The organism is Paenibacillus sp. EKM301P (genome assembly GCF_011800295.1).
GTDB lineage: Bacteria > Bacillota > Bacilli > Paenibacillales > Paenibacillaceae > Paenibacillus > Paenibacillus polymyxa.
This window is the reverse complement of the sequence record NZ_JAALFM010000001.1, coordinates 647,915-672,536: the sequence shown is the minus strand read 5'-3', so window position 1 is coordinate 672,536 and position 24,622 is coordinate 647,915. Positions and strand designations below refer to the sequence as shown.

Sequence of the window (24,622 nt, the reverse complement as noted above, 5' to 3'; positions counted from 1 at the left end):
TGCGGACCTTCTGCGGCTTGAAGCGCGCAGAAGGTCTTTTTTTATCTCATGGCAGCCTTGGTGGAGGGGAAGAAGCTTGGACCAGGAGAAAAAACGGACAATACTGTTACATGAAATTGAGCATTGGCGGCAGAGTCGACTGCTCCCTGAGCAATATTGCGATTTTCTATCCAACCTGTATCGGGACGATGAAAATCCGGCACAAAGCCAGAACCGTAACAACACTGGGCTGCTTACATATCTTAGACACGGGCATGGGATCGCCTGGCTTCTTGGTTTTGTCATTATTTCCTGCATTTGTTTGATCGGTTTTTATTTTACCGCTTTTCCGTTGGCAATGCAAATATGCTCGGCAAGTGCAGTTACTGCCATTTGCTATGGAATGGCCGCGGTTTGGCGGTCTTCCGAAAAGAGTATGAGTGCAATGTTGAGCACTTTAGGCAGTGCAATTATGCTGGGTTCAGGTGTATGGATCATTCAGCTTCATCAGGGTGAAGCTAAGGTTTGGTTTCTAGTGCTGGTGGGCCTGTGCGGTTTGATATGGTGTCTCGTAGGATTAACTTTGCGCATCAGCTTGCTTCATTACTGTGGTCTTGCTGGGCTGCTTTTAGTGTATGCGGTGCTTATAGGCCGCTATTGGCCTACAGCTACTTTAGTGATGCTTGAGGTATTTTGGATTTTACACGCAGTATTGTTGATTGGATTAAGCTGGTGGGTACATCGCCGCTTTCCCCGTCTCGCGTTGGTTTATTTTACTATAGGACTGACCCTTGTGTTTATGGCGGAAGCAGACACGGTCGTCCTGCGCCATCAAGCAGCAGGCGAAGTGATGTTTTTTAGCATACTGAAGTTGGCTTTTGTCGTAGGGATTTTATTTTGGACTCGAAAAAAATGGATTACGTGGGTGACGTCATGAAACTTTCTCAGCGATTACAATATATTTTGGAACAAATTCCTGCCGGTAGCAGACTGGCTGATATTGGCTCGGATCACGGATTACTCCCTGTGGCTGCAGTGCGCTCTGGCAGAGTATCACAAGCCGTAGCGGGTGAGGTCAACGATGGACCATTGCGTGCGGCTCAAAAGCAGGTGGCTGAAGCAGGCCTTACAGATCGCATTGCGGTTAGAAAAGGGGATGGCTTGGCTGTAGTTAAGGTCAATGAGGTAGATGTTATTACGATAGCGGGCATGGGTGGTGCCTTGATCGCTTCCATTTTGGAGCAAGGGAAAGACAAGCTTGTTTCAGTGAAACAGCTTGTTTTACAGCCCAACGTAGGCGAGGATATTTTACGACGCTGGCTAATCAAGCATCAATGGGTATTAATAAACGAACATATTATGGAAGAAGACGGTAAAATATATGAAGTTCTGACAGCAGTACCTGCTTCCGAAAGCGCACTGAAACAGGACGAGCTGTATCGGCCATGGGAACTTCCTGGTAGTTCGCTGGTGCTGACAGAGGATTTGTTGATACTACTCGGACCGTTATTGGTCAAAGCACCCAATGAAATCTTTTTTTCTAAATGGCAATTGGAGATTCGCAAGCTTCAGGATGTGCTGGCGCAAGTGGCACGGTCAGATCAGGCATCCGCGCAGCATAAGCAGGAGCAATTGCGCAAGCAAATTGAACAGCTGAAGGAGGTACTTGCATGTTTGCCAAAGGACAGACAGTAATTAGCTATATGGAGCAGCTGGCTCCGAAATACTTGGCAGTTCCAGACGATAAAATTGGTCTTCAACTGGGTAGCCTGCAAAAGGAAATCAAAAGCATATTAGTAGCCCTGGATGTCAATGATGAGGTTGTTGAAGAGGCGATCCGCATAAAAGCTGATCTCATTATTGCGCATCATGCGATTATATTCCGCCCACTTAAAGCTTTGAACACGGACCAGCCTGCAGGCAGATTGTATGAAAAGCTGATCAAGAATGATATTGCTGTCTACATCAGTCATACGAATCTGGATACGGCAGAGGATGGCATGAATGATTGGATGGCAGAAGCACTGGGTATTCAAAGTGAAGGTACGCTGGAGGATGTTCACACCGAGCAATTATTTAAGCTTGTCGTTTTCGTACCCAAAACACATCATCAACGTGTACTGGATGCCGTACTGAATGCGGGAGCTGGACATATCGGTAACTACAGCCATTGCAGCTTTAACATCGATGGTTATGGAACTTTTGTACCGGGTAAAGGCACACAGCCGTTTTTGGGTGAGCCAGGTAAAATGGAACGTAGTGAAGAGGTTCGTATTGAGACTATTGTACCGCAGGGTGTACGCAATAAAGTTGTCCAAGCGATGCTGAAGGCTCATCCTTATGAAGAGGTGGCTTATGACCTTTACTCTATGGATTTGAAAGGCCGTACCTTTGGATTGGGACGAGTGGGCAAGCTCAAGGAAGCCCGCACGTTGCGGGAGTTTGTAGATGTTGTGAAAAACGGTCTCAACGTTGAGCATGTACGTGTGGTGGGTGACTTGGACCGTAGGATCAAAAAAGCAGCCGTGCTTGGAGGCTCTGGCAGTCGCTATGTAAATAAGTCGCTTTTTAAAGGCGCTGACGTATTAGTGACGGGGGATATCGACTATCACACGGCTCACGATGCCCTGATGGCCGGCATTGCTATTATTGACCCTGGACATAACGCAGAAAAGATTATGAAGCCTAAAACCGCAGAATGGATGCGCAAACGCTTGGCAGAAGGTCGATACTCAACGGAAGTATATGTATCTGAAGTAGACACCGATCCTTTTCAATTTTTGTAAAACCTTCACATCTATGAGAAAATAAAGGCGTACTATTACATTTTTTCGTAGGGAGAGGTTGTATGCGAACGATGATAGCCGATTCTGCGATTCATGCCTATCCAGGCATGGTTGCAATTGTTACTTCCCGTTATGAGGGAGTAAATAATGTAATGGCCTCAGGCTGGCATACATATATCGGATCATCACCGGGCATGTATGGCATTTCATTGAGGAAGGAAACGTATTCTTACGGACTGATTAAGAAAAGCGGAGGCTTTGGTGTTCAGTTTCTGCCTGCGCACAGATCGGAATGGATTCAGGCTGTAGGTACCTTTAGTGGTAGAGATGTAGATAAGTTTCAGCAGTTTGGGATTGCATATGAAGACGGAATTTCAGTGGATGTGCCTATATTGCTGGAAGCGTATCTCGCTTATGAGTGTAAAGTAGTGGATATTCATACTTACGGAGATCATGACTGGATTGTCGGCGAAATACAGCAGACCTACCGGGATGATGAACTATTCCTAGATGAGGACGTTCCTGATTTTAGTAAGCTTTCAATTCCGTTATACGTGGGAAGGTCTGCTTATTACGTGGCAGATGATTCATTACAGAGAAAGGTACATCCGTTTTATTTGAGCAAGTAAAAAGAGTGCTCTATAATTTACAATATTTTCAGGGTTGTATCATGCACGCGTTCCCTGTATACTATGTAATGTTGTTCGGAAAGTTTAACAGACAATCGCTGGTGGCGTAAGCCACGAGAGGAAAGTCCGGGCTCCATAGGGCAGGATGCTGGATAACGTCCAGTCAGCGCGAGTTGAAGGATAGTGCCACAGAAATGGACCGCCGATGGCCGCTTGCGGCACAGGCAAGGATGGAACCGAGGTGTAAGAGACCCCGAGGAACGCTGGTGACTTCGTTCCTGGTAAACCCCATCTGGAGCAAGACCTAAAGGGACACAGCTTCTTCGCGAAGCAGCCTTAGCCCGAGGTGTGTCTAGGTTGGTCGCTGGAGCTGGATAGCAATGTTCGGCCTAGATAGATGATTGTCGCTTTTAGTGGGAGGGTAGTTCCCGTCTGTACCACGAATAGCACAGAACCCGGCTTACGGAAAACTTTCCCCACTGCAACACCTTAAAATGTATGAATCTATTTTATTAATAACCTGTTTGCATGAGAAATCTTTAATCCAAATGTATTTATTGCATTAAAAAGGGTGCGTCATATTCCTGTGGGAATGATGAAGCACCCTTTTTAATGCACAGCCGGATTGCGCAAAATCCGTACATTTATAGAATGAAGCCCCCAGCATAGCACTGGAGGCTTCATTCTGTTTTTTTGACTTACAAATCCTGTGTCGTATAAACGTGCGAGGATGAGACTTGCAATCAGCACTCTATTAACGCGCGTTTCTTACTACATTTTCCTCCATATACATCTTCAACGCCCGATCCAATCGGTCAACTGCTTTTGGAAGCAGGCTTGGATCGGTATGCGTGAAGTTGATTCGCATATGGTTGCTGCCGCTCAGGTCAGCATAGAAAACTTGTCCAGGCACAAATGCGACTCCTTCCTGAATCGCGAGTTGCAGCAACTGCTCAGAACGGAAGCCTTCAGGTAAGGTAACCCACATAAACATGCCACCAAGTGCATCATTCCAAGTGATTCCTTCCCATTGGCGTTCTTTCATTAACGATGTAAGACGCAGCATACGAGTGTGATACTCAGCGGACACGGTACGTATATGTCCCTCCAAATCAAAGAAGTCCAACAGTTCATTCAAAGCACGCTGGTCAATACTGCTGGAGTGCAAATCAGCAGATTGTTTGGCATTCGCGGTCTTAACGACGATCGCTTGATCAGCTACCAACCATCCAGAGCGAACACCTGGAGCGACAGTTTTAGAGAATGTAGAAGTGTACATTACATGACCGTCGCCACCTAGCTGTTGATCAATAGAAAATAGGGATGGGAAGTTAAGGTTCTCATCAAATTTGAGTCGCCCGTAAGGATCGTCTTCAAAAATTAAAGTTCCGTATTTACGGCATAGCTCAACAACGCCTGTTCTGCGTTCCATACTCCATACACTTCCTGCTGGGTTAGAGAAGGTAGGGATGACATACACAAATTTTGGCTGATGCAGTTTGATTTTGGCCTCAAGATCATCTAATTGCATACCGTTAGCGTCTGTATTTACACTTACAATGTTAGCGCCATAGGAATTGAATACCTGAAGAGCAGCCAAATAAGTAGGGGACTCCACCAATACAGTATCCTGCGGATCAAGCAACACACGTGAAACTAGATCAATGGTCTGCTGCGAGCCTGTTGTCATGAGGATGTTATCTCTGGTGACGGAGATGCCTTGGGATGACATGATTGCTGCCAGACGTTCCCGTAGAGGAATGTATCCCTCGGTTAGGCCGTATTGAAGTGCGGTAGTACCGCCGAGGCGGAATACCCGCTCATAGGCTTTAGCAACCGCTTCGACGGGAAAGAAGGCATCGGCCGGAAGGCCACCTGCGAGAGATAATACATCTGTTCCCTGTGTCAGCTTCAAAATGTCCCTTACCATGGACGAGCCCTGAGTACGAGCCATACCCGAAAATTTGTATTCCAATCCAATCATCTCCTGTGTTCTATACTGTGCTAAGAAATTTGTTGTATTATATCGATAATGAAGTATAACAGTAAACGTCTAAATGTAACAGTTGATTTTTGGAGGGAAGGGTTCCGATGCATATTGATCTCAGCCGCAACAGCAGTGTCAAATTATATTTACAGATTACCAAAACATTAGCGGATCGCATTCAGTCAGGGCTACTACCTCAGGGTACGAAGCTTCCCTCTATCCGTCATCTGTCCAGTCTGCTTGCAGTGAGTCCTGTAACTGTAAGCAAGGCGTATGCCGAGCTAGAGTCCATGAATTTGGTTACGTGCACACAGGGAAAAGGTTGCTATGTGGCGGAAGCTTCAGTACCGATTTATCGTGAGGGGGCGCAGGATTTGTCTTGGCAGATGTCGCTCATCGATTATTTGCCGCGCGCACAATTATGGAGAAACTTTAACCACAGCCGAAAGGCTACCTATTCTTTTCATATAGCCGCAATACAACCGGAGCTTCTTCCCACGCGCGAAATCATCGCAGATACTCAACGTTTATCCTCTGAAAATTCCAATGTAATGGCTGCATATGGGACTTTTGAAGGTGATTTAGAACTAAGAGAAGTGTTCGCAGACCACTTGAGTGAACGTGGTATACCTACAGTGGCAGAGCAACTGCTTGTGACCAGCGGAGCTCAACAGGGGATTGACCTGGTGGCGCGTACGTTTGTTGGCCCGGGAGATGTGGTCTACATGGAAGCTCCTACCTATACTGGGGCCATTGATGTGTTCACTAGTCGTGGTGCTAAAGTAATTATGATTCCGATGGACGAGGAGGGGATGCGGATTGATATTTTGACACGTCTCTGTGATACCCATCCCCCAAAATTGATCTATACGATACCTACCTTCCACAATCCTACTGGCGTAACTTTGACGGTGGCCAGACGCACGCAATTACTGGATCTGGCTCAAAGTTATCACTGTCTCATTGTTGAGGATGATCCATTTTCCGACCTGTATTACAAAGCAAAACCACCGCTTTCTATCAAGGCGCATGATCAATCCGGGCATGTTGTCTATATCAAAAGCTTCAGCAAAACCGTTGCTCCCGGCTGCCGCATAGCTTGTGTAGCGGCAACTGGGAGCGTAATGGATCGTTTAGTGGCTGCCAAGTCAACTACAGATTTGGGGAGCCCTCTATTAACGCAAAAAGCACTGCTACCCTTTATCAGAAATCGACTTGATCAGCATTTTGTTTCATTGCGAGAACAAATTCGTGATCGTCTAACTGTCGCATTGAATACGCTCCAGCGCTATGCTCCGCCAGAGGTTGCCTGGTATGCTCCTGAAGGTGGTCTCAATCTATGGATTAAACTTCCCTCTATGGTGGATATTCCAGAATTGGAGCGGGTAGCTGACCGTGAAGGCATTTCCTTTTTGTCTGGTGCGGTGTGCTATGCAGGTGGTATGGATAGTAATCATATCCGTATTTCTTTTTCGTATGCGGACAAGGAAACACTTAAATCAGGTCTGCGCAAGTTATGTACTTTGTTAGGCGAAATTCTTGATCATTCGGTCATTGTGGAACGAAAGCCTATTTTATAAGGGATAAATGTATTAGGGGGTAAACATCCAAGCACAGCATACGCCTTCTTAATATGCTGTACTAATTCACCGAAAGGAGTTGCACATTATGAGTCATTGCCATTACGACCCGGTTGTGTGCCCGCCGATCCAATTTGTAAATCATCAATTTTACCCACAGGTGGTGCCTGTTGTTCATCCGATTGAAATTATTAATCAGGCGCATGTTATACCTGTGCCCCACCACGTATTTCCGGTGGTTGTCAAGGATCCTGGTGACCCATGCTGTCATACTCGCAGTTATGGAAAGCGGCCTGTCCGTACCAGTTCCAAGCGTTAAGAAAGCCTAAAAAGGCAGCCATGGAGCAACATGGCTGCTTTTTCTGGGGTATCCTAGGCTTCCAGTTTCCTCAATAGGGATTTTAACTTGTCACTGAAATGCTGTGGATAGAATTGCAGGGGAACATACGGACGTTGTGCTGCTTTCAATGCTTTATACACGTCGATTTGACCATACCCAAAATATTTGTCATGTCCTGGTGTGCCCAAATCAATTACGCTGTCTCTCATTAAATCCATTACCTCTTTATTGGTTAGATCAGGGTTAATGGATCGAATCAGGGCAGCTAGCGCTGATACATGTGGACTGGCCATTGAAGTACCCGACAGCGCAGCATATTGATTCCCTGGATACGTACTGGCAATACTTGCACCTGGAGCCATGACGTCCACGTAATCGCCGTAGTTAGAAAAGGATGCGCGGTGCATAGAAGAATCTGTAGCAGAAACGGCAAATACTTCAGGGTATGCTGCTGGATAACCAGGTCGCTCCGTATTATCATTGCCTGTGGCTGCAACTAATACAACATCTTTGTCATAAGCGTATTTGATTGCATCATGCAAAAATGAAGCTTGTGCATAGTTGCCGAGACTCAAATTGATGACCTTGGCCCCGTGATCAGCTGCCCATATAATACCTTCTGCAACCGAGTAAGTCGTACCGGAGCCAGATTGGTCAAGTACCTTGATCGGCATGACCTTGTTGTACCACGTCATACCGGCGACTCCCTCACCGTTATTTACGAGCGCAGAAATGATGCCAGCGACATGCGTTCCGTGACCGACGTCATCATAAGGCTTTTCAGACGGGTTGACCACGTTATGCCCTGAAAGAATTTGACCTTTTAGATCAGGATGATCCAAATCCACTCCCGTATCTACAACCGCGACAATTACATCCTTGCTGCCTTTGCTTAGTTTCCAACCTCTGTTGGTTTCGGTAGCAGGCAGGTTCCATTGATAGCGAGAAAAAAGCAGATCATTAGGAATAGAGCTGTCCGCTTTGATAGGTGCTTTCTCATTAGTCAGATACATATAGTGAGGCTCAGCATAAAGTGGATTCCACTTTCGTGAAAAGTATTGCTTTAGCTCTTTAAAGTTCATCTTATCCGAATGAAATACATAAGTATAACCAAGCTTGCGACCTGGCTCACAGTGTAAGTCTGCTGCAATTTCCTGCAGTTGTCGTGAATCAGGATTGTGACGGAAGCGAACGACAATTTCGTTTTCAAAATAATGGCTTGCATTTTCGTTGTCGTGTCCCGTTTTGACCGTGATATCGTGCAATGTGTCGGGATGTACGGATTCGATTTTGTAGCTACCTTCTTTTGGATAGGGAATTAAACGCAAATTTTTGCGCTGGTGCTTCTCCACGTCACGCAATACTTGCTGACTGACTAGAGCAGCAACGCCGCATGTTCCATCAGCCGATGGTTCAGCCATGACGAAATATTTACCGTCCTCCACCTGAAAAGCAGCGGATTCATAGGATTTATTTTGCATGACAGAACGACGAGCTGCAGCCAAGCTGCTTTGAATTTGAGGATGGCTCAGCAGACTTGTCTGTGCTTTGCTACCTGTATAGGTGTTAGTCTTTCCGTCCCTAATGTGAATCCACTGGAGCGTATGAAGATGACTGTGTGATTGCTGCAATGTGTGGGTGAACTGTCTTTTCTGATCGGCAGTTTTACCATTCAGCTCCCGCATTACGTATTGAATATCCTGTCTTGCGTCCATCCGTGTGAGGGTATCTGTAGCGGACAGGTCCAAAGCCAACATTCCTTTTTTAAGCTGCTTCTCCTGCTGTGGTACCATCTTGGTCGTATATTCGGGCTGTGGTGTGTGGCGGTGATCGCGTGAAGGCAGCATCAGTGTGATCAGAAGCACCCCGGCAGCTGCTCCAAGCAGGGGTTTTAACCATTTTCGCCGAGACATGGACCGTCCTCCTTAAGTATTCATAAATTTATGGTTTAGCGTGAGGAGGTTGGCATGTTTTTATACCTTTCAATGCTTATTTGTGGTAGGATAAATACTGAAAATTACAGCTCTTTCGGTTAGAAGGGACTATTTTCGGGTAACCAAATTGATGAACAAGCAACAAATAAGGGGGAGCTGCCTTGATGTCAGCAGTCAACGTACAAAAATTATGTGAGTCGGCGCAGGAGAGACTGAAAACTGCCGTAAAACGTGTGGAAACATTCCTCAATGAGCATGCTCTGCCGCAGCTGGCTGTGGATGGCAATGAGGAGTCCGTACTTTTTTACAAAGGTTTTTTGTCGGATCTCCGCCATGTCCTTGTTTTTTCCGAAGTATCCTATGAAAAGCTGGGTGTGGCTTTGCGCCGTGCCAACTTTGACGTCGATTTTGCGGAAAAGGCATTGTATAACGTATACCATGACTGCGTGAACAGCTTTTTTTATCCCAAAAATGAATCTTACGCAGAGGACGGACGCTATGCTTATACGGGACAAGATGCTATCCGCTTCCGTAAAACGCCAGTGCCAGCCGCACGCGAAGTGATCATGGACATTACGAAAAACTTTGAAGAATTGCGTGATGATCTGACTTATTATGAAAGTGATTATTTGACACAGCGCCGGATGCAGACTCGTCGTACTCATGCCTAAAGCATTCAATCCAGAAATTCATTTCTAATCAAAAACTCAAAACAAGACAAGCAAGCCGTTTTCTACTTGTTTCCTGCCAGTTTGGAGGAGACGAAGGGAAGCGGCTTTTTTCGTATGTCACCAACTGCCATATGCCATGAACGCATAGGTGCAGACGAGCGGGGGGACAATGAATCCGAGGTGATGATCATGAGCCAAGAGGCCAAGCCAATCGTAAAGTGCAGTGTAGCCAATTGCCATTATTGGGGAGAAAACAACTTTTGCAAGGCAGATTTGATCATGATTGAAGTAGATGGTCATGCCGGGAAAAAATTTAAAGAAGAATATGCGGGGGAAAGCTTTAGTTCAGAAGAACGTGATAAGGCTGCAACGTCTGCTGCAACCTGTTGCCACACCTTTAAGCCGAAGTCTCTCTAGATTTATTACGCGATTCATTTCCATTTGGAGGTGCAGGAATTATGGAAGATCATGAAAACGATAAGCATAAGAATGAAGAGCATGTTAGCCGTGAACGTGTAGATTATCCTCGTCACGTTCAGGAGCGCTCTGCCAAGCGCCGCCATCATCGTGAGGAATATGCCGCAGAGGTTGCTCCTGGCTCGCCAGTTGTGACCAAACATGAGAACAAGGGTGAAGAGCAGGTTATAAACAATAGTGGTCGTATTTCCGGCTATATTGGGCTGGCTGCTGGTATCGCATCATTGTTTATGTGGTCTATTGTGCTGGGACCCATTGCGGCAGTTTTAGGATTTTTTGCTTATGTAAATGGCAGTAAAACAACCGGTATTTGGTCGATTGGTCTTGGCGCATTGGCAACCTTGAGTTATTTTGCTTTTATCCCGTTTGTGCGCTAACCCTGTTGGGTAAAGGTTCCGATATCTTAGCTCCGCTGTCTTTTCGACAGAAACGGAGCTTTTTTTCATTAAAAAGTATGGAAGTACATAGTAAAAAGTTGTATCATAGCAATAACGACAAGCTATTTGGGATATAACAACTATAGAAAGTTGGGAACACCACATGCAAATTGATCCGCGCGTGTCCAAATCCATGTTAGACATGCAGCTGTTAAATAATATGAGTGCTACGACCCAGACGGGTACAGCGGATGCTTTTTCTGGATTGCTGGAACAAGTAGGTCAGCTGGAAACAGATGATGCTGTCACTCAAGAAAATTCAGGCGATGTTACCAGAGATGAAAACGGCTTGCTCTGGCTTCAACTGGGACCTTCGAGGGGAACGGCTTCACCATTGGCAGTATATCCAGCTTCTTCCAATGCGGCAACGGACGGACCTACAAAAGCTACAGCGTATGATAGTTTGATTAATGAGGCAAGTCAGAAATACGGCGTTCCGGTAGCTTTGATTAAAGCAGTTATTGATACGGAATCTTCATTTAATCCATCGGTTACTTCTTCGGCCGGAGCCAAAGGACTTATGCAGTTGATGGATGCTACAGCTCAAGGTCTGGGAGTTAGTGACCCCTATGATCCTGCACAAAATATTGATGCTGGCGTACGCTATTTGTCTTACCAGATTAAACGTTTTAACGGACAGGAAAATATGGCGCTGGCTGCGTACAATGCAGGTCCTGGACGGGTGCAGCGGCTTGGAGTAAGTAGTGATGAGCAGTTGATGTCTGTACTGGACAAGCTTCCGGTAGAAACGCAAAGATATATTTCCAAAATTCAGAATGCACGTGAAAAATATACCATCTAAGCCCTATAGCTTATAGCATAAAAGTGCGTAATTTCAATTCGATTAGGTCCGCAGACAGGATCAATATGGGGAAAGGGTGTCGCTGTAATGAAGCGGCCTTTCCCTGTTTTGGTCTTTTTTTGTTGTAGCAGTTGTGGGGCAGAAAGGGGAGTTTGATGAAATATTTTGATTATGCCGCGACAACTCCGCCTTTTGAAGAGGTGATTACAACCGTTGCCGAGGTAATGAGACGCCATTATGGCAATCCATCTTCCATGCATCGGTATGGAGAGGACGCGGATAAGTTGATTAAGCGCTCGCGCGAAGTATGCGCTGCATCTTTGGGAGTATCTCCTTCGGAGATTGTCTTCACATCGGGGGCAACGGAAAGTAATAATCTTGCCGTTAAGGGAGCAGCTTTGCAGTATCAGACCAGAGGCAAACATATCGTTACTGTATCGACAGAGCATCCGTCTGTGTATGAAGCATGCAAACAGCTAACAAATTTGGGATTTGAGGTTACTTTTTTACCTGTGGATGAGGAAGGTCATGTGACTGCCGAACAGGTTTGTGCAGCTGTTCGTAAAGATACGATTTTAGTCAGTATCATGCATGTCAATAATGAGACGGGAAGAGTGCAACCATTACATGATATCGGAGCTGCGCTGAAAAAGCGGTTCCCCCGAGTCCTATTTCATATTGACGGTGTACAGGGGTTTGGAAAGTTGCCGGTTGATATCCGAGACTGGCAAGCTGATCTGTACAGCCTTTCGGCGCATAAGCTGCGTGGACCCAAAGGTGCTGGGTTGCTATTCGTTCGGGAGGGGATAGAGCTTTTCCCACTGCTTAGTGGCGGCTCTCAGGAACAAGGGGTTCGTGCGGGTACCGAAAATGTACCACTGCTTGTCGGTATGTCTAAGGCGGTACGGCTGGCGGGCGAACGACAAGCAGAGACTGCACGGCGCATGATCGAGTGGAGAGAACGGGTGGTTGCAGAAGTGAAAACAATCCCTCAACTGCGGCTGAACAGTGGGAAAGAAGCGCCGCATATTGTCCACTTTTCGTATCCGGGTATGAAGGCCGAGGTACTGCTGCATACGCTGGAGCAATTGGGTGTGGCAGTGTCCACCAAATCGGCTTGCTCTTCAAAATTAGCCGAGCCCAGCCGGGTACTGCTGGCGATGGGCCGCAATGAGGCAGAAGCAGCCGGCGGCATTCGTATCAGCTTTGGTGATGAACATACGGAACAGGATATCGACGAGCTCATACTCGCACTTCGACAGGCTGTAGCCAAGCTGGAATCCCTTGAAAGGTGGAAACGTTAAAATGCACTATGATATGCTGTTACTTCGCTTCGGCGAATTTACATTAAAAGGGAAGAATCGTGCTCGTTTTGAAAAGGCTGTACTGAAACACGTAAAACTGCTGCTTAAGCCTTTTCCAGGTGCCTCTTTGCGCAAGGAATTTGGACGGATTTATGTGGTTCTCGGGGGAGAGCCTTATGAACAGATCATTCAAGTATTGCAAAAGGTGTTTGGCATCACGACGATTAGTCCTGTCAAAATGGCTCCTGTTGAGTTGGATGCTATCATTGAGACGGCTGTAGCTTTAATGCATGAGCTGAACGTAGACGAGGGAACAACATTCAAGGTAAATGCCCGCAGAGTATGGAAGGAGTTTCCCCATTCTTCACAAGAGATGAATCATTTAATTGGTTCTCCTCTATTGCGGAATTTTCCGGCGCTGAGGGTCGATGTACGTCAACCTAATATTGAGCTGCGTGTGGAGGTAAGAGAGCAGGCGGCATATATTTTTAGTGATGTTATTATGGCTGTAGGGGGCTTTCCGTTAGGGACGAACGGCAAAGCTATGCTGCTGCTGTCCGGTGGAATTGACAGTCCGGTAGCAGGATGGTCATCCATGCGTAGAGGCTTGGAAATCGAATGTGTACATTTTTATAGCTATCCATTTACAAGTGAGCGTGCGAAAGAAAAGGTTATTGATTTGGCAAAAGTATTAGCAGGCTACGCGGGCCGAATCAAAATCCACCTTGTGCCGTTTACAGAGGTGCAGACGGCCTTTACTCGCACTGGGCAGGATAATTTGATTATTACGCTAATGAGGCGGTCTATGCTGCGAATTGCAACAATGCTGGCAGAGCGTGAAGGAGCATTGGCACTCGTGACGGGCGACAGTCTGGGTCAAGTTGCTAGTCAAACGCTACCCAGCATGAATGTGATTGGTCGTTCGACGGAACTCCCCTTGCTGCGACCTCTCGTCATGATGGATAAGCAGGAGATCACAGAAATCGCTAAGCAAATTGGCACCTACGATTTATCCATTCTCCCGTATGAGGATTGCTGTACATTGTTTGTTCCCAAATCTCCCACGACCAATCCGAATTTGTGGGTAGTGCAGAAGATTGAAGCCTCTATCCGGGATTTAAATGCTTTGATCGATCAGGCTGTAGCTACAACGGAGACGGTTGTCCTTGAGGCAGGTGGAGCTGTAGAGGGGCGTAAAGAGGAAGTTATACAGGAAGATTGGTTTTAATAAAAAAGGCAGACCCGCAACAATGTTGGGGTCTGCTTTTATTTGGGTGAGGTTCTTTTGAACCTCTTTCAGATGGCTTTTTCTCGACGGGATACTGCTCTGCGATTTTGAAGATACCCTGTGAGCAAAATGCCAGCCATAACGGTGGCAATAAACAAGATACGCAGCGCCGGATGCTCCGTAAAGTATGGTGCCAGCTTACGTTCTTCAGTGATCATATTAGAGGCCGTATAACCAAGCACAGCCGATCCTAAATAGATGATCCAGGGGAATTTGTTGATCAGCTTGATAAAAAGAGTGCTTCCCCATACAACGATCGGCACACTGATTAACAGGCCCAGCACTACAAGTATCAAATGTTGCTGGGCCGCGCCAGCAACAGCAATCACGTTGTCCAGACCCATTGCCGCATCGGCGATAATAATGGTGCGGATAGCACCCCATAGAGTTGTGCCTGCTTTAACTTCAGCATGATCCTCTTGGTCCACAAGCAACTTATACGCGATCCAGACTAGCATCATACCCCCAATGAGTAACAACCACGGTACTTGGAGCAACCAGAGTACCACAATAGTGGCTGCTATGCGGATGAGAAGGGCACCCCCGGTGCCGTATAGAATCGCTTTTTTTTGCATTGCAGGAGGCAGCTTTCTGGCGGCAAGCCCAATTACAATCGCATTATCTCCTGCGAGTAGAAGGTCAATAAATATTACATTAAGCAATAGCCAAAAGAACTGAAGTACAGACATGTCAATCGTTCTCATCTCCCTGATTAAACATCATCAAAAACATTGCATGTTGTTTATGTTAATACCCGTTTTTCGGAAATACGATTCATTATATTGCTGTTTGTTATTGAATTCAAGGTATATACTCAACAAATTGGATATCAGTTATTAATAAATGATGACTTATTTGAAATGCCTGCAAGCATAGCCTCGTCCGATTTCGCATACATGTAGGATGGGGGTGTTTGTACATATGGAGCATATCATTTTGCTATTGAAAATATTAATGATTAATTTGGTGCTAAGCGGTGATAATGCAGTTGTTATAGCCATGGCGAGCAAAAACTTGCCTGCAAGGCAGCGAAGTCAAGCAATATGGTGGGGGGCAGTCGGTGCGGTCCTTCTGCGCTGTGTGTTGACTTTTGTAGCTGTTATTTTGCTGGGCATACCTTTTATTCAGGCGGCGGGCGGTTTACTTCTGTTATGGATTGCATTCAAGTTGCTGTATGAGAATGATGATCATGTAGGAGTAAGAGCGGAAACAACCATTTGGAAGGCAATACAAGTGATATTAGTAGCAGACTTTGTAATGAGTCTAGATAACGTATTAGCTATTGCAGCTCTAGCCAATGGGGACATTGCTATTATAGTCATTGGTATCGCAATTAGTATTCCGATTGTCGTCTGGGGCAGCAATGTGATAGCAATCTGGCTTCATCGATTCCCGATCCTTGTTCTGCTGGGATCTGCCATTCTGGCCTTTACGGCAGGAGAAATGCTACTGCGTGATCCCAAATTGGGCATATGGTTAGCAGTCATGGGTGAGGTTATACATGCATGGTTACCGCTCTTGCTGGCCGTAGCGGTTGTCATTGCAGGAATATATCGACAGCTACGGACCCGTCATATTTGAACGTGGTTTTTTTGGAAAACATCGGCTAAACTAGACATAGGGTTTTGCAGATGCCGGGGAGTTTGCTCGGTTTTTGTAAAAACTCTATATTCATAAAAGTGTACTTAAAAATAACTACATTTAATGACTCAAAAACAAATCCAGCAAACAAAGGAGACCACGATGAATTCCGGAAAAGAGCGTATGATCGGAGTAGGCATTGTTGCCGTAGGACTGATTATTTTGTTGGGGAAATTGGGGACGTTCTCCTTCTTGGGACGCAACCTTTGGCCCTTGCTGATTTTAATACCTGGAATCGTGCTGCATGCAATGTATATGATGCGCAAGGTATCACCCTTTATGTTGCTGCCGGCAGGGATTTTGTCGGTATACGGCTTCCTCTTTTTTCTCTGCAATACTTGGGGATGGCATTTAATGGTTTACTTATGGCCTATGTTCCTTCTAGGTGTGGCGATTGGATTATGGGAGTATGCCATTAATGATATTTCGCTATCTCGCAATGTATACACAGGGAGCGTGCTATTAGGCTTGATATCGGTGCTATTATTAATTATTACCTTGCTAAGTACAGGCATCATGTATATTATTGCCGTTTTGCTGATTGGAGCTGGAATCTGGTTGGTCATAAACAACCGTAGCAAACGCAACTGGTAAACCGACAAGCTGTGCAGATTTCATGGCGGTAAATTACGGAACAGGCAATAATGTCTTGCTTTATGACATATTTCTACTATAATATAATGGATATGAAAAGAGCGTCGGAATGATTTCTGACGCTTATTTTAAGGTTTTCACGCGAATCGGAGAGAGAAGCTGTCTGTATAAAGCCTGAAACATTATAGAAGGCTGGCAGGGAGTGGGCCTAAAGAACGATTGTTAGCCTTGAATGAGCATTGCTTCAGGATAGAGACACTATTTTGATATACGGAAAGGATATGGATACAAACCATGCATGCAAGAGAGAACATTCGCAATATTGCGATTATTGCCCACGTCGACCACGGAAAAACGACACTTGTCGATAAGTTGCTTCAACAGTCTGGAACATTTAGAGAACACGAGGCTGTTCAGGAGCGCGCCATGGACTCCAACGATCTGGAACGTGAACGCGGTATTACGATTTTGGCTAAAAATACAGCTATCACTTACAAAGATTACCTGATTAACATTGTAGATACACCGGGACACGCCGACTTTGGTGGTGAAGTGGAACGGATCATGAAAATGGTTGATGGCGTTTTGCTCGTCGTTGATGCTTACGAAGGCTGCATGCCGCAAACGAAATTCGTACTGCGTAAAGCGCTGGAACAAAATCTGACGCCTATCGTTGTAGTCAATAAAATTGACCGTCCGGCAGCTCGTCCAGCAGAAGTCATTGACGAAGTACTGGATCTGTTCATCGAGCTGGGTGCAAATGATGATCAATTAGAATTCCCTGTTGTGTACGCTTCGGCACTGAACGGAACCTCCAGCTTGGATGCTGAAAAGCAAGATGACAACATGCAAGCATTGTACGAAACAGTGGTAGAGCATATTCCATCTCCAACTGAGAAAGTAGATGAGCCTCTTCAATTCCTCGTAACACTGATGGACTATAACGAATACCTGGGCCGAATTGCAGTAGGTCGGGTGAACCGCGGTATCATCAAGCAGGGACAAGCGGTCACAGTTATCCAACGTGATGGCAGCAGTAAATCAGCGCGTATTGAGAAGTTGTTCGGCTTCCAAGGACTGAAACGGATTGAAACCGATCAAGCAGGCGCTGGTGACATTGTGGCGATCGCGGGGATTAAGGACATCAACATTGGTGAAACCATTGCCGATCCAAATCATCCTGAAGCGTTGCCTGTACTGAAAATTGATGAACCTACACTGCAAATGACCTTCTTGGTTAACAACAGTCCATTCGCAGGTCGCGATGGTAAGTGGGTAACATCTCGTAAATTGCGTGAGCGTCTTCTGAAAGAACTCGAAACAGATGTCAGCTTGCGTGTTGATGAAACCGATAGCCCGGATGCCTTTATTGTATCTGGACGTGGTGAATTGCATTTGGGAATCCTGATTGAAAACATGCGTCGTGAAGGTTACGAACTGCAAGTGTCCAAACCGGAAGTTATCGTTAAGGAAATTGACGGTAAAAAAATGGAGCCAATCGAACGTCTCCTCATTGATATTCCGGAAGAAAGCATGGGTGCAGTTATGGAAAGCCTGGGCTCCCGTAAAGCCGAAATGGTCAACATGATTAATAACGGTACTGGACAGGTTCGCTTGGAATTCCTGATCCCTGCACGTGGTTTGATCGGTTACACTACAAACTTCCTGACTTTGACTCGTGGCTACGGTGTAATGAACCATGCATTTGACAGCTATGGACCATTTGTTGGCGGTCAAGTAGGTGGACGTCATCAAGGTGTACTCGTATCCACGGAAAACGGCACCTCTACATTTTATGGTATGCTGGGCGTAGAAGATCGTGGTATTTTGTTCTTGGAGCCAGGGACTGAAATTTATGAGGGTATGATCGTTGGTGAGCACACCCGTGATAACGACATTGTCGTTAACATCTGTAAGGAAAAACAATTGACAAACGTTCGCTCCGCAACAAAAGATGATACAGTTAAATTAAAAACACCTGTTATCTTCTCTCTGGAGCAGGCGCTTGAATACCTGAATGATGATGAGTATTGTGAAATCACTCCTAAATCCATTCGTTTGCGTAAAAAGATCTTGAACAAAGGTGAGCGCGAGCGTGCGGAGAAACAACGTAAAACAGCACAAGCAAATAGTTAATTCATAGGATTGGTCTTTGGCCACAGCGGCGACGCCCGGAAATGGGATGCGCCGCTGTATGTGTTTTAGGATTGTAAACTTGGAGAAAGCTATATTTCTCAAAACGCAGGAAAAGGTGTTGAAGCATGAGTAATCTTTCGAATGGATTGCCTCCCCGGACACAAAGCGGGAAAAAATCCGCCAAACCGAAAAAAACGAAAAAGAAAAAAAGCTTTTTCAGATCGTTTATGAAGTTTGTCTTATTTCTACTCATTATAGGTATCTTGGCAGCAGGTGGTTATACCTACTATATTTACAATCAGGTAGAGGAAGTTTTGGATACTGGAATCAACAAGGAAGTGCCCAAAACGCAACTGGCTGAGGCTAAGCCTTTGACTATTTTATTGCTTGGAACCGACTATCGCCCTGACCATCCGACGTATTTGTCAGATGTTATTATGGTAGCTACATTGAACCCTAGTACAAAATCGTCTACCATTGTGTCCTTGCCTCGTGATACGCGTCTAGAAATGGATGGGTATAAACCACGCAAGCTGAATGAGTATTATCCGGTGTTTAAGGCTAGAGAGAAAGACTCTGGTGAAGTTGCTGAAGAGCAAATGAAGAAGATGATCGGCAAATATTTAAACATTAATATTGATTATGTAACGGTTATTAACTTCCAGGGCTTTAGAGATGTTGTAGATAATCTAGGTGGCGTAGATGTAACGGTTGATAAAAATATGTGTTATCGAGACCGTGCTGATGGCACCGATATTAACTTGACAGCTGGGGCCAAGCATTTGAACGGTGACCAAGCTCTTGATTTTGTTCGCTACCGCAAGTCGAATTGTCGTCCGAGAACGGCAGAATCTGACGACTTTGATCGCAATCGTCGACAAAATCAGGTGCTTCATTCCCTAATTGACCAAATGCAATCCTTTAATGCTTTGACCAAATTTAGTGCAATTATTAAATCGGTTGATAAGAATATGATGACTGATATCGAGTCACAGCAAATGAAAAATATCGTACAAACCTATTGGAATATTTCCAAGCAAAATGTAAAATACAATCCTGTATCAGGAACGTGGCGTAGCCCTTATGTGTACATTGATGAGCAACAGCTCGATTTGGCCAAACAAGCGCTACAAGAGGAATTAGCCAAAAAAGCAAGCGACAGCACTGAATCTTCTTCCAATTCCTGAGTATGTATCTTTTTCCCCGCTTATGTTATACTCGCAGCGAGTAAAGCTCTTATATAGCATAAGGGGGTTGAGGTATGTCTAAATTTAAAGTGAACCCAGTCTAGGTCCAGTGAGCAATCACTGGGCCTTTTGTGTCTAATTTTAAAAATGTACAGGCTCTGAGGCTATCTTCAGCTACACTTTTCGTTGCATTATGCTGTTTTGGGGTTCTTTTTTCAGGGAATCAGCAAGTATTGGGTAGCCAGTGAATAGGTATAGGTATGAAACATGAGATTGTCCACGCCGCTTTGGAGGGGATTTAATGAAGAAAATTTTTGTGCTGGATACGAATGTGCTACTGCATGATCCGAAAGCCATTTTTACCTTCAAAGAACATGAAGTTGTTATTCCAGCTGTTGTTCTGGAAGAAATCGACTCCAAAAAACGCAACGCGGATGAGATTGGACGGAATGCCCGTAATGTATCGCGATTGTTGGACGGGTTGAGAGAAGTGGGGCATCTTCACAGCGGCGTTCCACTTCCCCAAGGGGGAAGGCTTAAGGTTGAGTTAAACCACCGGAGTTTTTTGAAAGTCCAGGAGATGTTCGGGGAAGTTTCGAACGACAACCGGATTTTGGCAGTTGCTTTAAATTATCATTTGGAAGAACAGGAGCAATCTGATCCGCGTTCAGTGGTGTTGGTTAGTAAAGACGTATTGGTCAGAATCAAGGCAGATGTATTGGGGCTGCTGACTGAAGACTACCTATCCGATAGAACAGGTGATCCAAGTGAGTTGTACCCCGGATACTCGGCGATACAGGTGCATCCGTCCATCATAGATGAATTTTACTCTAACCGTTTTTTACCAATCAAACCACTGAAACTACCTTATACGCTGTATCCACATGAATTTGTTATTTTGAAAGATGAAATGGGCACTGGAAAATCAGCACTGCTGAAAGTAAATCAGGAGGCAGAGCGATTAGAACCTTTGTACTTAAGTAACGAATCGGTGTGGGGAATCAGCGCGCGTAATGCTCAACAACGGATGGCATTGGAGCTTTTGCTTAATGATGATATCCCTCTTGTGACGATTACTGGAAAAGCAGGTACAGGCAAAACGCTACTGGCACTGGCGGCGGGGCTGCTTAAAGTAGAGGATGAGCATCGCTTCAAGAAACTGTTAATTGCTCGGCCTGTTGTTCCTATGGGCAAGGATATCGGTTATTTACCGGGAGAAAAGGAAGAAAAGCTTCGCCCCTGGATGCAGCCAATCTACGACAATCTGGAGTATCTGTTTGATGCCAAAAAATCTGGGGATATCGACAAAATTTTGATGGGCTTGGGCAGTATTCAGGTGGAGGCGCTCACTTATATTCGCGGACGTTCGATACCTGGGCAATTTATTATTATCGATGAGGCGCAAAATTTATCCCGACATGAGATCAAAACGATTGTGTCTCGGGTAGGTGAGGGAAGTAAAATCATTCTGATGGGAGATCCGGAGCAAATTGATCATCCTTACCTAGATGCAGCCAGTAATGGCTTGACCTATGTGGTGGAGCGGTTTAAGCAAGAAGGGATTAGCGGACATATTATGTTGGAAAAAGGAGAACGCTCCAAGCTCGCGCAGTTGGCAGCTGATCTGTTATAATCCCTGATCGTTATTACAAATAATGAAGACCTCGGGAACATTCCGAGGTCTTTTGTTTTGTTCATATCAAAAATCAGAACAATGTAGGTGAGCAAAAACTTACTTAAAACTTAATTCGAGCTTAACTTCAAGAATACCTTTTAAAGCATGTACTTCTGTAGCTTTGACGTATGATATAAGCTGCTGTGGATAGAAGCCGAGATCAAAATCTTCTTCCAGTTTGTTGCGAGTCGTGTCCGGCAATTCCAGTCCGTTAAATACCAGTCGATCTACATGAAATAGAATGGCATTTTTGGGTTCATTCTCTACTGTATAGTGACCTTCTACCCTCAATTTCATCGTTCCTTGCTGACCTTCTACCACAATCTGATCCTGCACGAAGGAAAAGTTGAAGTGATTAAACAATTCATTCTCTGACTTTAAAAAACGGTTAAATTCTTCTTCACGAATGCTTATCGTAATGATTTTTCCATTTGTAATCATGGCACCTTGCTGCTGTTGAATGAATTGGGGTAAATCCTGCATTGCTTGAGCTAATGCTTTAAAGTGTTTATTTACCTCGTATACCCCTACATTCTCCCAATAAGCTGTCATTTCGCCAATTAACTTGCGTAGAGTATCAGGGTTATCGCTGGCGTTAACGCCGTCATCTACACGCGACTGGAGTTGGAGAATCCGTTTACGTTGTGCCAGTAGGTTTGTTTTAACCGTCCCCAATTCCGTCGTGGCTTGGGCGACTTGCTGCTCTGTTTTTCGCATAAATTGATAATTGGATTCGTATTCTTGAAGCACATCCTGATCGTGACTAATCAATAATAAGTAATAATCGTACAAAGAGAGAAGTTGCTTTATACTTTTAGCCCCTAGCACTACACTCAGCAGCTTGTCCCTTTCTCCCATATAGTAAGATCGCAGCACAGAACCTGCACGCTTACGTTGTAGGTTCATTTGCTCCTGTTGATCAGCTAGACTACTACGCAGTTCCTGCTGACGCTGTAAAAGAGCCTGCTGTTCCTGACTAATCCGCTCGATTTCATGGTCGATCTCCACGATAGACAGGCTATCTTGTAAAATCTGATTTTCTTCAGGAGAGGGAGCGGCCAAAGTAGGACGTACATATATGGAAGTCAGCATCATTATGAGGACCAGCAGGGTGCAGATCGCGATTTTTATTCGTTTATTCATTTAGTTTCCCCTTTTATGTATTCCAGAAAAAGACTAATGGTAATGTATATGATCCTTTTTTATTCTTTAACCATTCATTTTATTGTACAGCAGTCAGAGCATGCGTGAAACCCGAAACTGTTTACTTCACGTATGAGTTCTGGCAGAAATGGAAATACAATTTAGTATCAAATAGATTCTATGAACTCTACGAGAGGCATAGGAATGAATAAACAGCTTTTATACCCTATTCAAATACCGGCAAGATCGGTTCATGAAGACGGTTATTTCAGGATGTTGTTAGGAGGGCTAGAGGCATGACTGCAATAAGACAAGATGCATGGAGTGCGGAAGATGACTTGATATTGGCGGAGGTGACATTGCGGCATATCCGGGAAGGTGGAACACAGCTCGCTGCGTTTGAGGAGGTTGGACAAAAAATAGGTAGAACCTCTGCAGCATGCGGCTTTCGTTGGAATAGCTGCGTGCGCAAACGTTACGATGAAGCGATTAGCATTGCCAAAGCGCAGCGCCAGAAGCGCAGTTATATTCGCAAGCAGAGCCCAGTAGGTGTATCGCAGGTAGCAGCCTTTGCCACGCTCGATACAGTCGAAGGGGGATACAGAACCGATGGCACGAGTGAAGATACGTTATCTATTGATGCCGTAATTCGCTTCTTGCGTCAATGGAAGGGATCTGTGCAGGAGACTAATCGGCAGATTAAGATGCTGGAGAAAGATTTGCGGGAAAAGGAAGAAGAATTAAATCAGCTTCGCTCCATTAATGACCGGCTGTCCAAAGAAGTGAATGATGTGCAGACCGACTATCGTGTTGTAAATGATGATTATAAAGCTCTGATTCAGATTATGGACCGTGCCCGGCGTTTGGCTTTAATCACTGAAGATGAGGAAGAGCTTAAATCCAGGTTCAAAATGGACGCTAATGGGAATCTGGAGCGCATTGAGTAGCAAGATTACAATAGCTATCTAAATAAAACGTCAACTATCGCTTGGCCGTAGTTGGCGTTTTTTGTTATTACATTGGAGTGCATATGATATAGTAGAAAAAAAGATGGAAGCGAGACGATACAAAGTGATTGATATTATTGGAGCGGGTTCGCTGGGATTGCTGTTTGCCGGGAGATTATCGGCCTCGGGTGCTACAGTAAGGCTGTGGACACGAACACTTGAACAGGCACACACCATTGCTCGTGAAGGGATTACTGTGCTTGATAAGGAGGGACAGGTGGCTGTTCATGTATCGGGGGACCAATTAAAGGTAGCGCCATTGGCAGATTGGCAACGGTTAAATTCACAGACTTCGGCACGGTGGATCATGTTTTTGACCAAACAGGGGGCGATAGAAGAAGTATTGGAGCAGATTCAGCCTGTGGCTCAAACGGAAACAGGTACAGGGATTATTTGTTTGCAGAATGGAATCGGTCATATAGAACGCATCAGGCAGGCGTGGCCTAAAGCTGTAGTATATCCTGCTGTGACAACCGAAGGAGCCAAGAAACAAGGCGCAGCATCCATTGTGCATGCAGGATCGGGCGTGACTGAAATTGGATATTCTGAGGAAGTAGAGGGAGAGCACAACACTGATTTCAAACAATATGTGTTAAATCGGCTGCTTGCAGCAGGATTTGACGTTTGCTTGTCGAAAGAAATCGAGAAAGGGATTTATCGCAAGTTGTTGATTAACGCTGTGATCAATCCACTGACAGCCGTATGGCGAGTTCGGAATGGCGAGCTGCTATCGGAGCCTGTTCGAATACATATGATGCGTAAGCTGTATGATGAAGGCATTCAAGTATATGAAGCTCATGGTATCCGCTGGGAAAGCGCATGGTGGGATCAAATTATGGATGTTTGCCAGGCAACGGCAGAGAATCACTCGTCTATGCTAGCTGATGTACTTGCACATTCCATGACCGAAGTTGCTTCCATTAACGGGCAACTGGTGCAGATGGCAAAGCGAGCTGGGATTAGTGCGCCAACTCATGAGGTATTGTGGCAATTAATTGAAGGAATGCGGCTAAAAGAGGGGTGAT

At 45.2% G+C, this 24,622-nt stretch carries 23 protein-coding genes and 1 other RNA gene; 20 read left to right on the top strand and 4 right to left on the bottom strand.

Features of this window, described 5'->3' with window-relative positions:
* Positions 1-76: 76 nt before the first annotated feature.
* The 5 genes from HFD99_RS03065 (at position 77) to rnpB (ending at position 3,872) form a co-directional block, all read left to right on the top strand.
* Positions 77-916 carry a hypothetical protein gene (locus tag HFD99_RS03065; RefSeq protein ID WP_016821578.1) on the top strand — a complete coding sequence of 280 codons (840 nt, stop codon included), beginning with the start codon at positions 77-79 and terminating at the stop codon, positions 914-916.
* Positions 913-1,674: a tRNA (adenine(22)-N(1))-methyltransferase gene (locus HFD99_RS03060; protein ID WP_025365354.1), complete on the top strand. Its 762-nt coding sequence runs from the start codon at positions 913-915 to the stop codon at positions 1,672-1,674. Before HFD99_RS03065 ends, HFD99_RS03060 begins: the two co-directional genes overlap by 4 nt.
* Positions 1,650-2,765, top strand: coding sequence for a Nif3-like dinuclear metal center hexameric protein (locus HFD99_RS03055; protein WP_025365353.1), 1,116 nt, complete (start codon positions 1,650-1,652; stop codon positions 2,763-2,765). Before HFD99_RS03060 ends, HFD99_RS03055 begins: the two co-directional genes overlap by 25 nt.
* Positions 2,766-2,827: 62 nt before the next feature.
* Complete coding sequence (locus HFD99_RS03050; RefSeq protein WP_016821575.1) at positions 2,828-3,394, top strand: flavin reductase family protein; 567 nt, start codon at positions 2,828-2,830, stop codon at positions 3,392-3,394.
* A 79-nt stretch (positions 3,395-3,473) separates the two neighbouring features.
* Positions 3,474-3,872, top strand: an RNA gene (gene rnpB, locus HFD99_RS03045) — RNase P RNA component class A.
* Between the two features lie 276 nt (positions 3,873-4,148).
* Here the strand turns inward: rnpB and HFD99_RS03040 are convergent.
* Positions 4,149-5,369, bottom strand: a complete 1,221-nt coding sequence (locus tag HFD99_RS03040) for an aminotransferase-like domain-containing protein (RefSeq protein WP_019688045.1) — start codon at positions 5,367-5,369, stop codon at positions 4,149-4,151.
* A 116-nt stretch (positions 5,370-5,485) separates the two neighbouring features.
* Between HFD99_RS03040 and pdxR the strand changes: the two genes are divergently transcribed.
* A complete protein-coding gene (gene pdxR, locus HFD99_RS03035) occupies positions 5,486-6,961 on the top strand; it encodes a MocR-like pyridoxine biosynthesis transcription factor PdxR (RefSeq protein WP_123797405.1) in 1,476 nt (491 codons plus the stop codon).
* 88 nt (positions 6,962-7,049) lie between these two features.
* Positions 7,050-7,280: a hypothetical protein gene (locus HFD99_RS03030; RefSeq protein ID WP_123797404.1), complete on the top strand. Its 231-nt coding sequence runs from the start codon at positions 7,050-7,052 to the stop codon at positions 7,278-7,280.
* 53 nt (positions 7,281-7,333) lie between these two features.
* Here the strand turns inward: HFD99_RS03030 and HFD99_RS03025 are convergent, their stop codons facing one another.
* Positions 7,334-9,214 carry a S8 family peptidase gene (locus HFD99_RS03025; protein WP_123797403.1) on the bottom strand — a complete coding sequence of 627 codons (1,881 nt, stop codon included), beginning with the start codon at positions 9,212-9,214 and terminating at the stop codon, positions 7,334-7,336.
* Positions 9,215-9,399: 185 nt separating this feature from the next.
* Between HFD99_RS03025 and HFD99_RS03020 the strand changes: the two genes are divergently transcribed.
* The 6 genes from HFD99_RS03020 to thiI all read left to right on the top strand — a co-directional run bounded on the left by HFD99_RS03020 (position 9,400) and on the right by thiI (position 14,154).
* Entirely contained in the window at positions 9,400-9,906 is a 507-nt protein-coding gene (locus tag HFD99_RS03020; RefSeq protein WP_016821571.1) for a YpuI family protein, read from the top strand.
* A gap of 189 nt (positions 9,907-10,095) precedes the next feature.
* A complete protein-coding gene (locus HFD99_RS03015; protein WP_025365350.1) occupies positions 10,096-10,323 on the top strand; it encodes a DUF1540 domain-containing protein in 228 nt (75 codons plus the stop codon).
* 41 nt (positions 10,324-10,364) lie between these two features.
* Complete coding sequence (locus HFD99_RS03010) at positions 10,365-10,760, top strand: hypothetical protein (protein ID WP_016821569.1); 396 nt, start codon at positions 10,365-10,367, stop codon at positions 10,758-10,760.
* A 163-nt stretch (positions 10,761-10,923) separates the two neighbouring features.
* Complete coding sequence (locus HFD99_RS03005) at positions 10,924-11,622, top strand: lytic transglycosylase domain-containing protein (protein ID WP_016821568.1); 699 nt, start codon at positions 10,924-10,926, stop codon at positions 11,620-11,622.
* Between the two features lie 155 nt (positions 11,623-11,777).
* Positions 11,778-12,926, top strand: a complete 1,149-nt coding sequence (locus HFD99_RS03000; protein ID WP_123797402.1) for a cysteine desulfurase family protein — start codon at positions 11,778-11,780, stop codon at positions 12,924-12,926.
* Position 12,927: 1 nt separating this feature from the next.
* Positions 12,928-14,154: a tRNA uracil 4-sulfurtransferase ThiI gene (gene thiI / locus HFD99_RS02995; protein WP_123797401.1), complete on the top strand. Its 1,227-nt coding sequence runs from the start codon at positions 12,928-12,930 to the stop codon at positions 14,152-14,154.
* A 68-nt stretch (positions 14,155-14,222) separates the two neighbouring features.
* Here the strand turns inward: thiI and HFD99_RS02990 are convergent, their stop codons facing one another.
* The gene (locus tag HFD99_RS02990) at positions 14,223-14,918 is read right to left on the bottom strand and encodes a TerC family protein (protein ID WP_019688039.1); all 696 of its coding nucleotides are present in this window, start codon (positions 14,916-14,918) and stop codon (positions 14,223-14,225) included.
* A 217-nt stretch (positions 14,919-15,135) separates the two neighbouring features.
* Here HFD99_RS02990 and HFD99_RS02985 point away from each other — a divergent pair, with 217 nt between their 5' ends.
* The 5 genes from HFD99_RS02985 to HFD99_RS02965 all read left to right on the top strand — a co-directional run bounded on the left by HFD99_RS02985 (position 15,136) and on the right by HFD99_RS02965 (position 21,405).
* Entirely contained in the window at positions 15,136-15,795 is a 660-nt protein-coding gene (locus HFD99_RS02985) for a TerC family protein (RefSeq protein ID WP_025365349.1), read from the top strand.
* Positions 15,796-15,957: 162 nt separating this feature from the next.
* A complete protein-coding gene (locus tag HFD99_RS02980) occupies positions 15,958-16,449 on the top strand; it encodes a hypothetical protein (protein WP_016821563.1) in 492 nt (163 codons plus the stop codon).
* A 294-nt stretch (positions 16,450-16,743) separates the two neighbouring features.
* Positions 16,744-18,585: a translational GTPase TypA gene (typA, locus tag HFD99_RS02975; RefSeq protein WP_016821562.1), complete on the top strand. Its 1,842-nt coding sequence runs from the start codon at positions 16,744-16,746 to the stop codon at positions 18,583-18,585.
* Between the two features lie 125 nt (positions 18,586-18,710).
* Positions 18,711-19,772, top strand: coding sequence for an LCP family protein (locus tag HFD99_RS02970; protein WP_123797400.1), 1,062 nt, complete (start codon positions 18,711-18,713; stop codon positions 19,770-19,772).
* A 301-nt stretch (positions 19,773-20,073) separates the two neighbouring features.
* Positions 20,074-21,405, top strand: coding sequence for a PhoH family protein (locus HFD99_RS02965; protein WP_019688036.1), 1,332 nt, complete (start codon positions 20,074-20,076; stop codon positions 21,403-21,405).
* A 99-nt stretch (positions 21,406-21,504) separates the two neighbouring features.
* Here the strand turns inward: HFD99_RS02965 and HFD99_RS02960 are convergent, their stop codons facing one another.
* Positions 21,505-22,590, bottom strand: a complete 1,086-nt coding sequence (locus tag HFD99_RS02960; RefSeq protein ID WP_025365348.1) for a coiled-coil domain-containing protein — start codon at positions 22,588-22,590, stop codon at positions 21,505-21,507.
* Between the two features lie 296 nt (positions 22,591-22,886).
* Here HFD99_RS02960 and HFD99_RS02955 point away from each other — a divergent pair, with 296 nt between their 5' ends.
* Together HFD99_RS02955 and HFD99_RS02950 are read left to right on the top strand one after the other, a co-directional pair.
* Complete coding sequence (locus HFD99_RS02955) at positions 22,887-23,537, top strand: RsfA family transcriptional regulator (protein WP_016821557.1); 651 nt, start codon at positions 22,887-22,889, stop codon at positions 23,535-23,537.
* A 103-nt stretch (positions 23,538-23,640) separates the two neighbouring features.
* Positions 23,641-24,621 carry a ketopantoate reductase family protein gene (locus tag HFD99_RS02950; RefSeq protein WP_123797399.1) on the top strand — a complete coding sequence of 327 codons (981 nt, stop codon included), beginning with the start codon at positions 23,641-23,643 and terminating at the stop codon, positions 24,619-24,621.
* Position 24,622: the final 1 nt, after the last annotated feature.

Excerpts from the sequence above, each read along its gene's own strand:
- HFD99_RS02950 (WP_123797399.1), top strand. The coding sequence starts at position 23,641 with ATGGAAGCGAGACGATACAAAGTGATTGATATTATTGGAGCGGGTTCG.
- HFD99_RS03020 (WP_016821571.1), top strand. The coding sequence starts at position 9,400 with ATGTCAGCAGTCAACGTACAAAAATTATGTGAGTCGGCGCAGGAGAGA.
- HFD99_RS03025 (WP_123797403.1), bottom strand. The coding sequence starts at position 9,214 with ATGTCTCGGCGAAAATGGTTAAAACCCCTGCTTGGAGCAGCTGCCGGG.
- HFD99_RS02955 (WP_016821557.1), top strand. The coding sequence starts at position 22,887 with ATGACTGCAATAAGACAAGATGCATGGAGTGCGGAAGATGACTTGATA.
- HFD99_RS03050 (WP_016821575.1), top strand. The coding sequence starts at position 2,828 with ATGCGAACGATGATAGCCGATTCTGCGATTCATGCCTATCCAGGCATG.
- HFD99_RS02990 (WP_019688039.1), bottom strand. The coding sequence starts at position 14,918 with ATGAGAACGATTGACATGTCTGTACTTCAGTTCTTTTGGCTATTGCTT.
- typA (WP_016821562.1), top strand. The coding sequence starts at position 16,744 with ATGCATGCAAGAGAGAACATTCGCAATATTGCGATTATTGCCCACGTC.
- HFD99_RS02965 (WP_019688036.1), top strand. The coding sequence starts at position 20,074 with ATGAAGAAAATTTTTGTGCTGGATACGAATGTGCTACTGCATGATCCG.
- HFD99_RS02985 (WP_025365349.1), top strand. The coding sequence starts at position 15,136 with ATGGAGCATATCATTTTGCTATTGAAAATATTAATGATTAATTTGGTG.
- HFD99_RS03000 (WP_123797402.1), top strand. The coding sequence starts at position 11,778 with ATGAAATATTTTGATTATGCCGCGACAACTCCGCCTTTTGAAGAGGTG.
- HFD99_RS02980 (WP_016821563.1), top strand. The coding sequence starts at position 15,958 with ATGAATTCCGGAAAAGAGCGTATGATCGGAGTAGGCATTGTTGCCGTA.
- HFD99_RS03060 (WP_025365354.1), top strand. The coding sequence starts at position 913 with ATGAAACTTTCTCAGCGATTACAATATATTTTGGAACAAATTCCTGCC.
- HFD99_RS02960 (WP_025365348.1), bottom strand. The coding sequence starts at position 22,590 with ATGAATAAACGAATAAAAATCGCGATCTGCACCCTGCTGGTCCTCATA.
- pdxR (WP_123797405.1), top strand. The coding sequence starts at position 5,486 with ATGCATATTGATCTCAGCCGCAACAGCAGTGTCAAATTATATTTACAG.
- HFD99_RS03005 (WP_016821568.1), top strand. The coding sequence starts at position 10,924 with ATGCAAATTGATCCGCGCGTGTCCAAATCCATGTTAGACATGCAGCTG.
- HFD99_RS03010 (WP_016821569.1), top strand. The coding sequence starts at position 10,365 with ATGGAAGATCATGAAAACGATAAGCATAAGAATGAAGAGCATGTTAGC.
- HFD99_RS03055 (WP_025365353.1), top strand. The coding sequence starts at position 1,650 with ATGTTTGCCAAAGGACAGACAGTAATTAGCTATATGGAGCAGCTGGCT.
- thiI (WP_123797401.1), top strand. The coding sequence starts at position 12,928 with ATGCACTATGATATGCTGTTACTTCGCTTCGGCGAATTTACATTAAAA.
- HFD99_RS03015 (WP_025365350.1), top strand. The coding sequence starts at position 10,096 with ATGAGCCAAGAGGCCAAGCCAATCGTAAAGTGCAGTGTAGCCAATTGC.
- HFD99_RS02970 (WP_123797400.1), top strand. The coding sequence starts at position 18,711 with ATGAGTAATCTTTCGAATGGATTGCCTCCCCGGACACAAAGCGGGAAA.
- HFD99_RS03030 (WP_123797404.1), top strand. The coding sequence starts at position 7,050 with ATGAGTCATTGCCATTACGACCCGGTTGTGTGCCCGCCGATCCAATTT.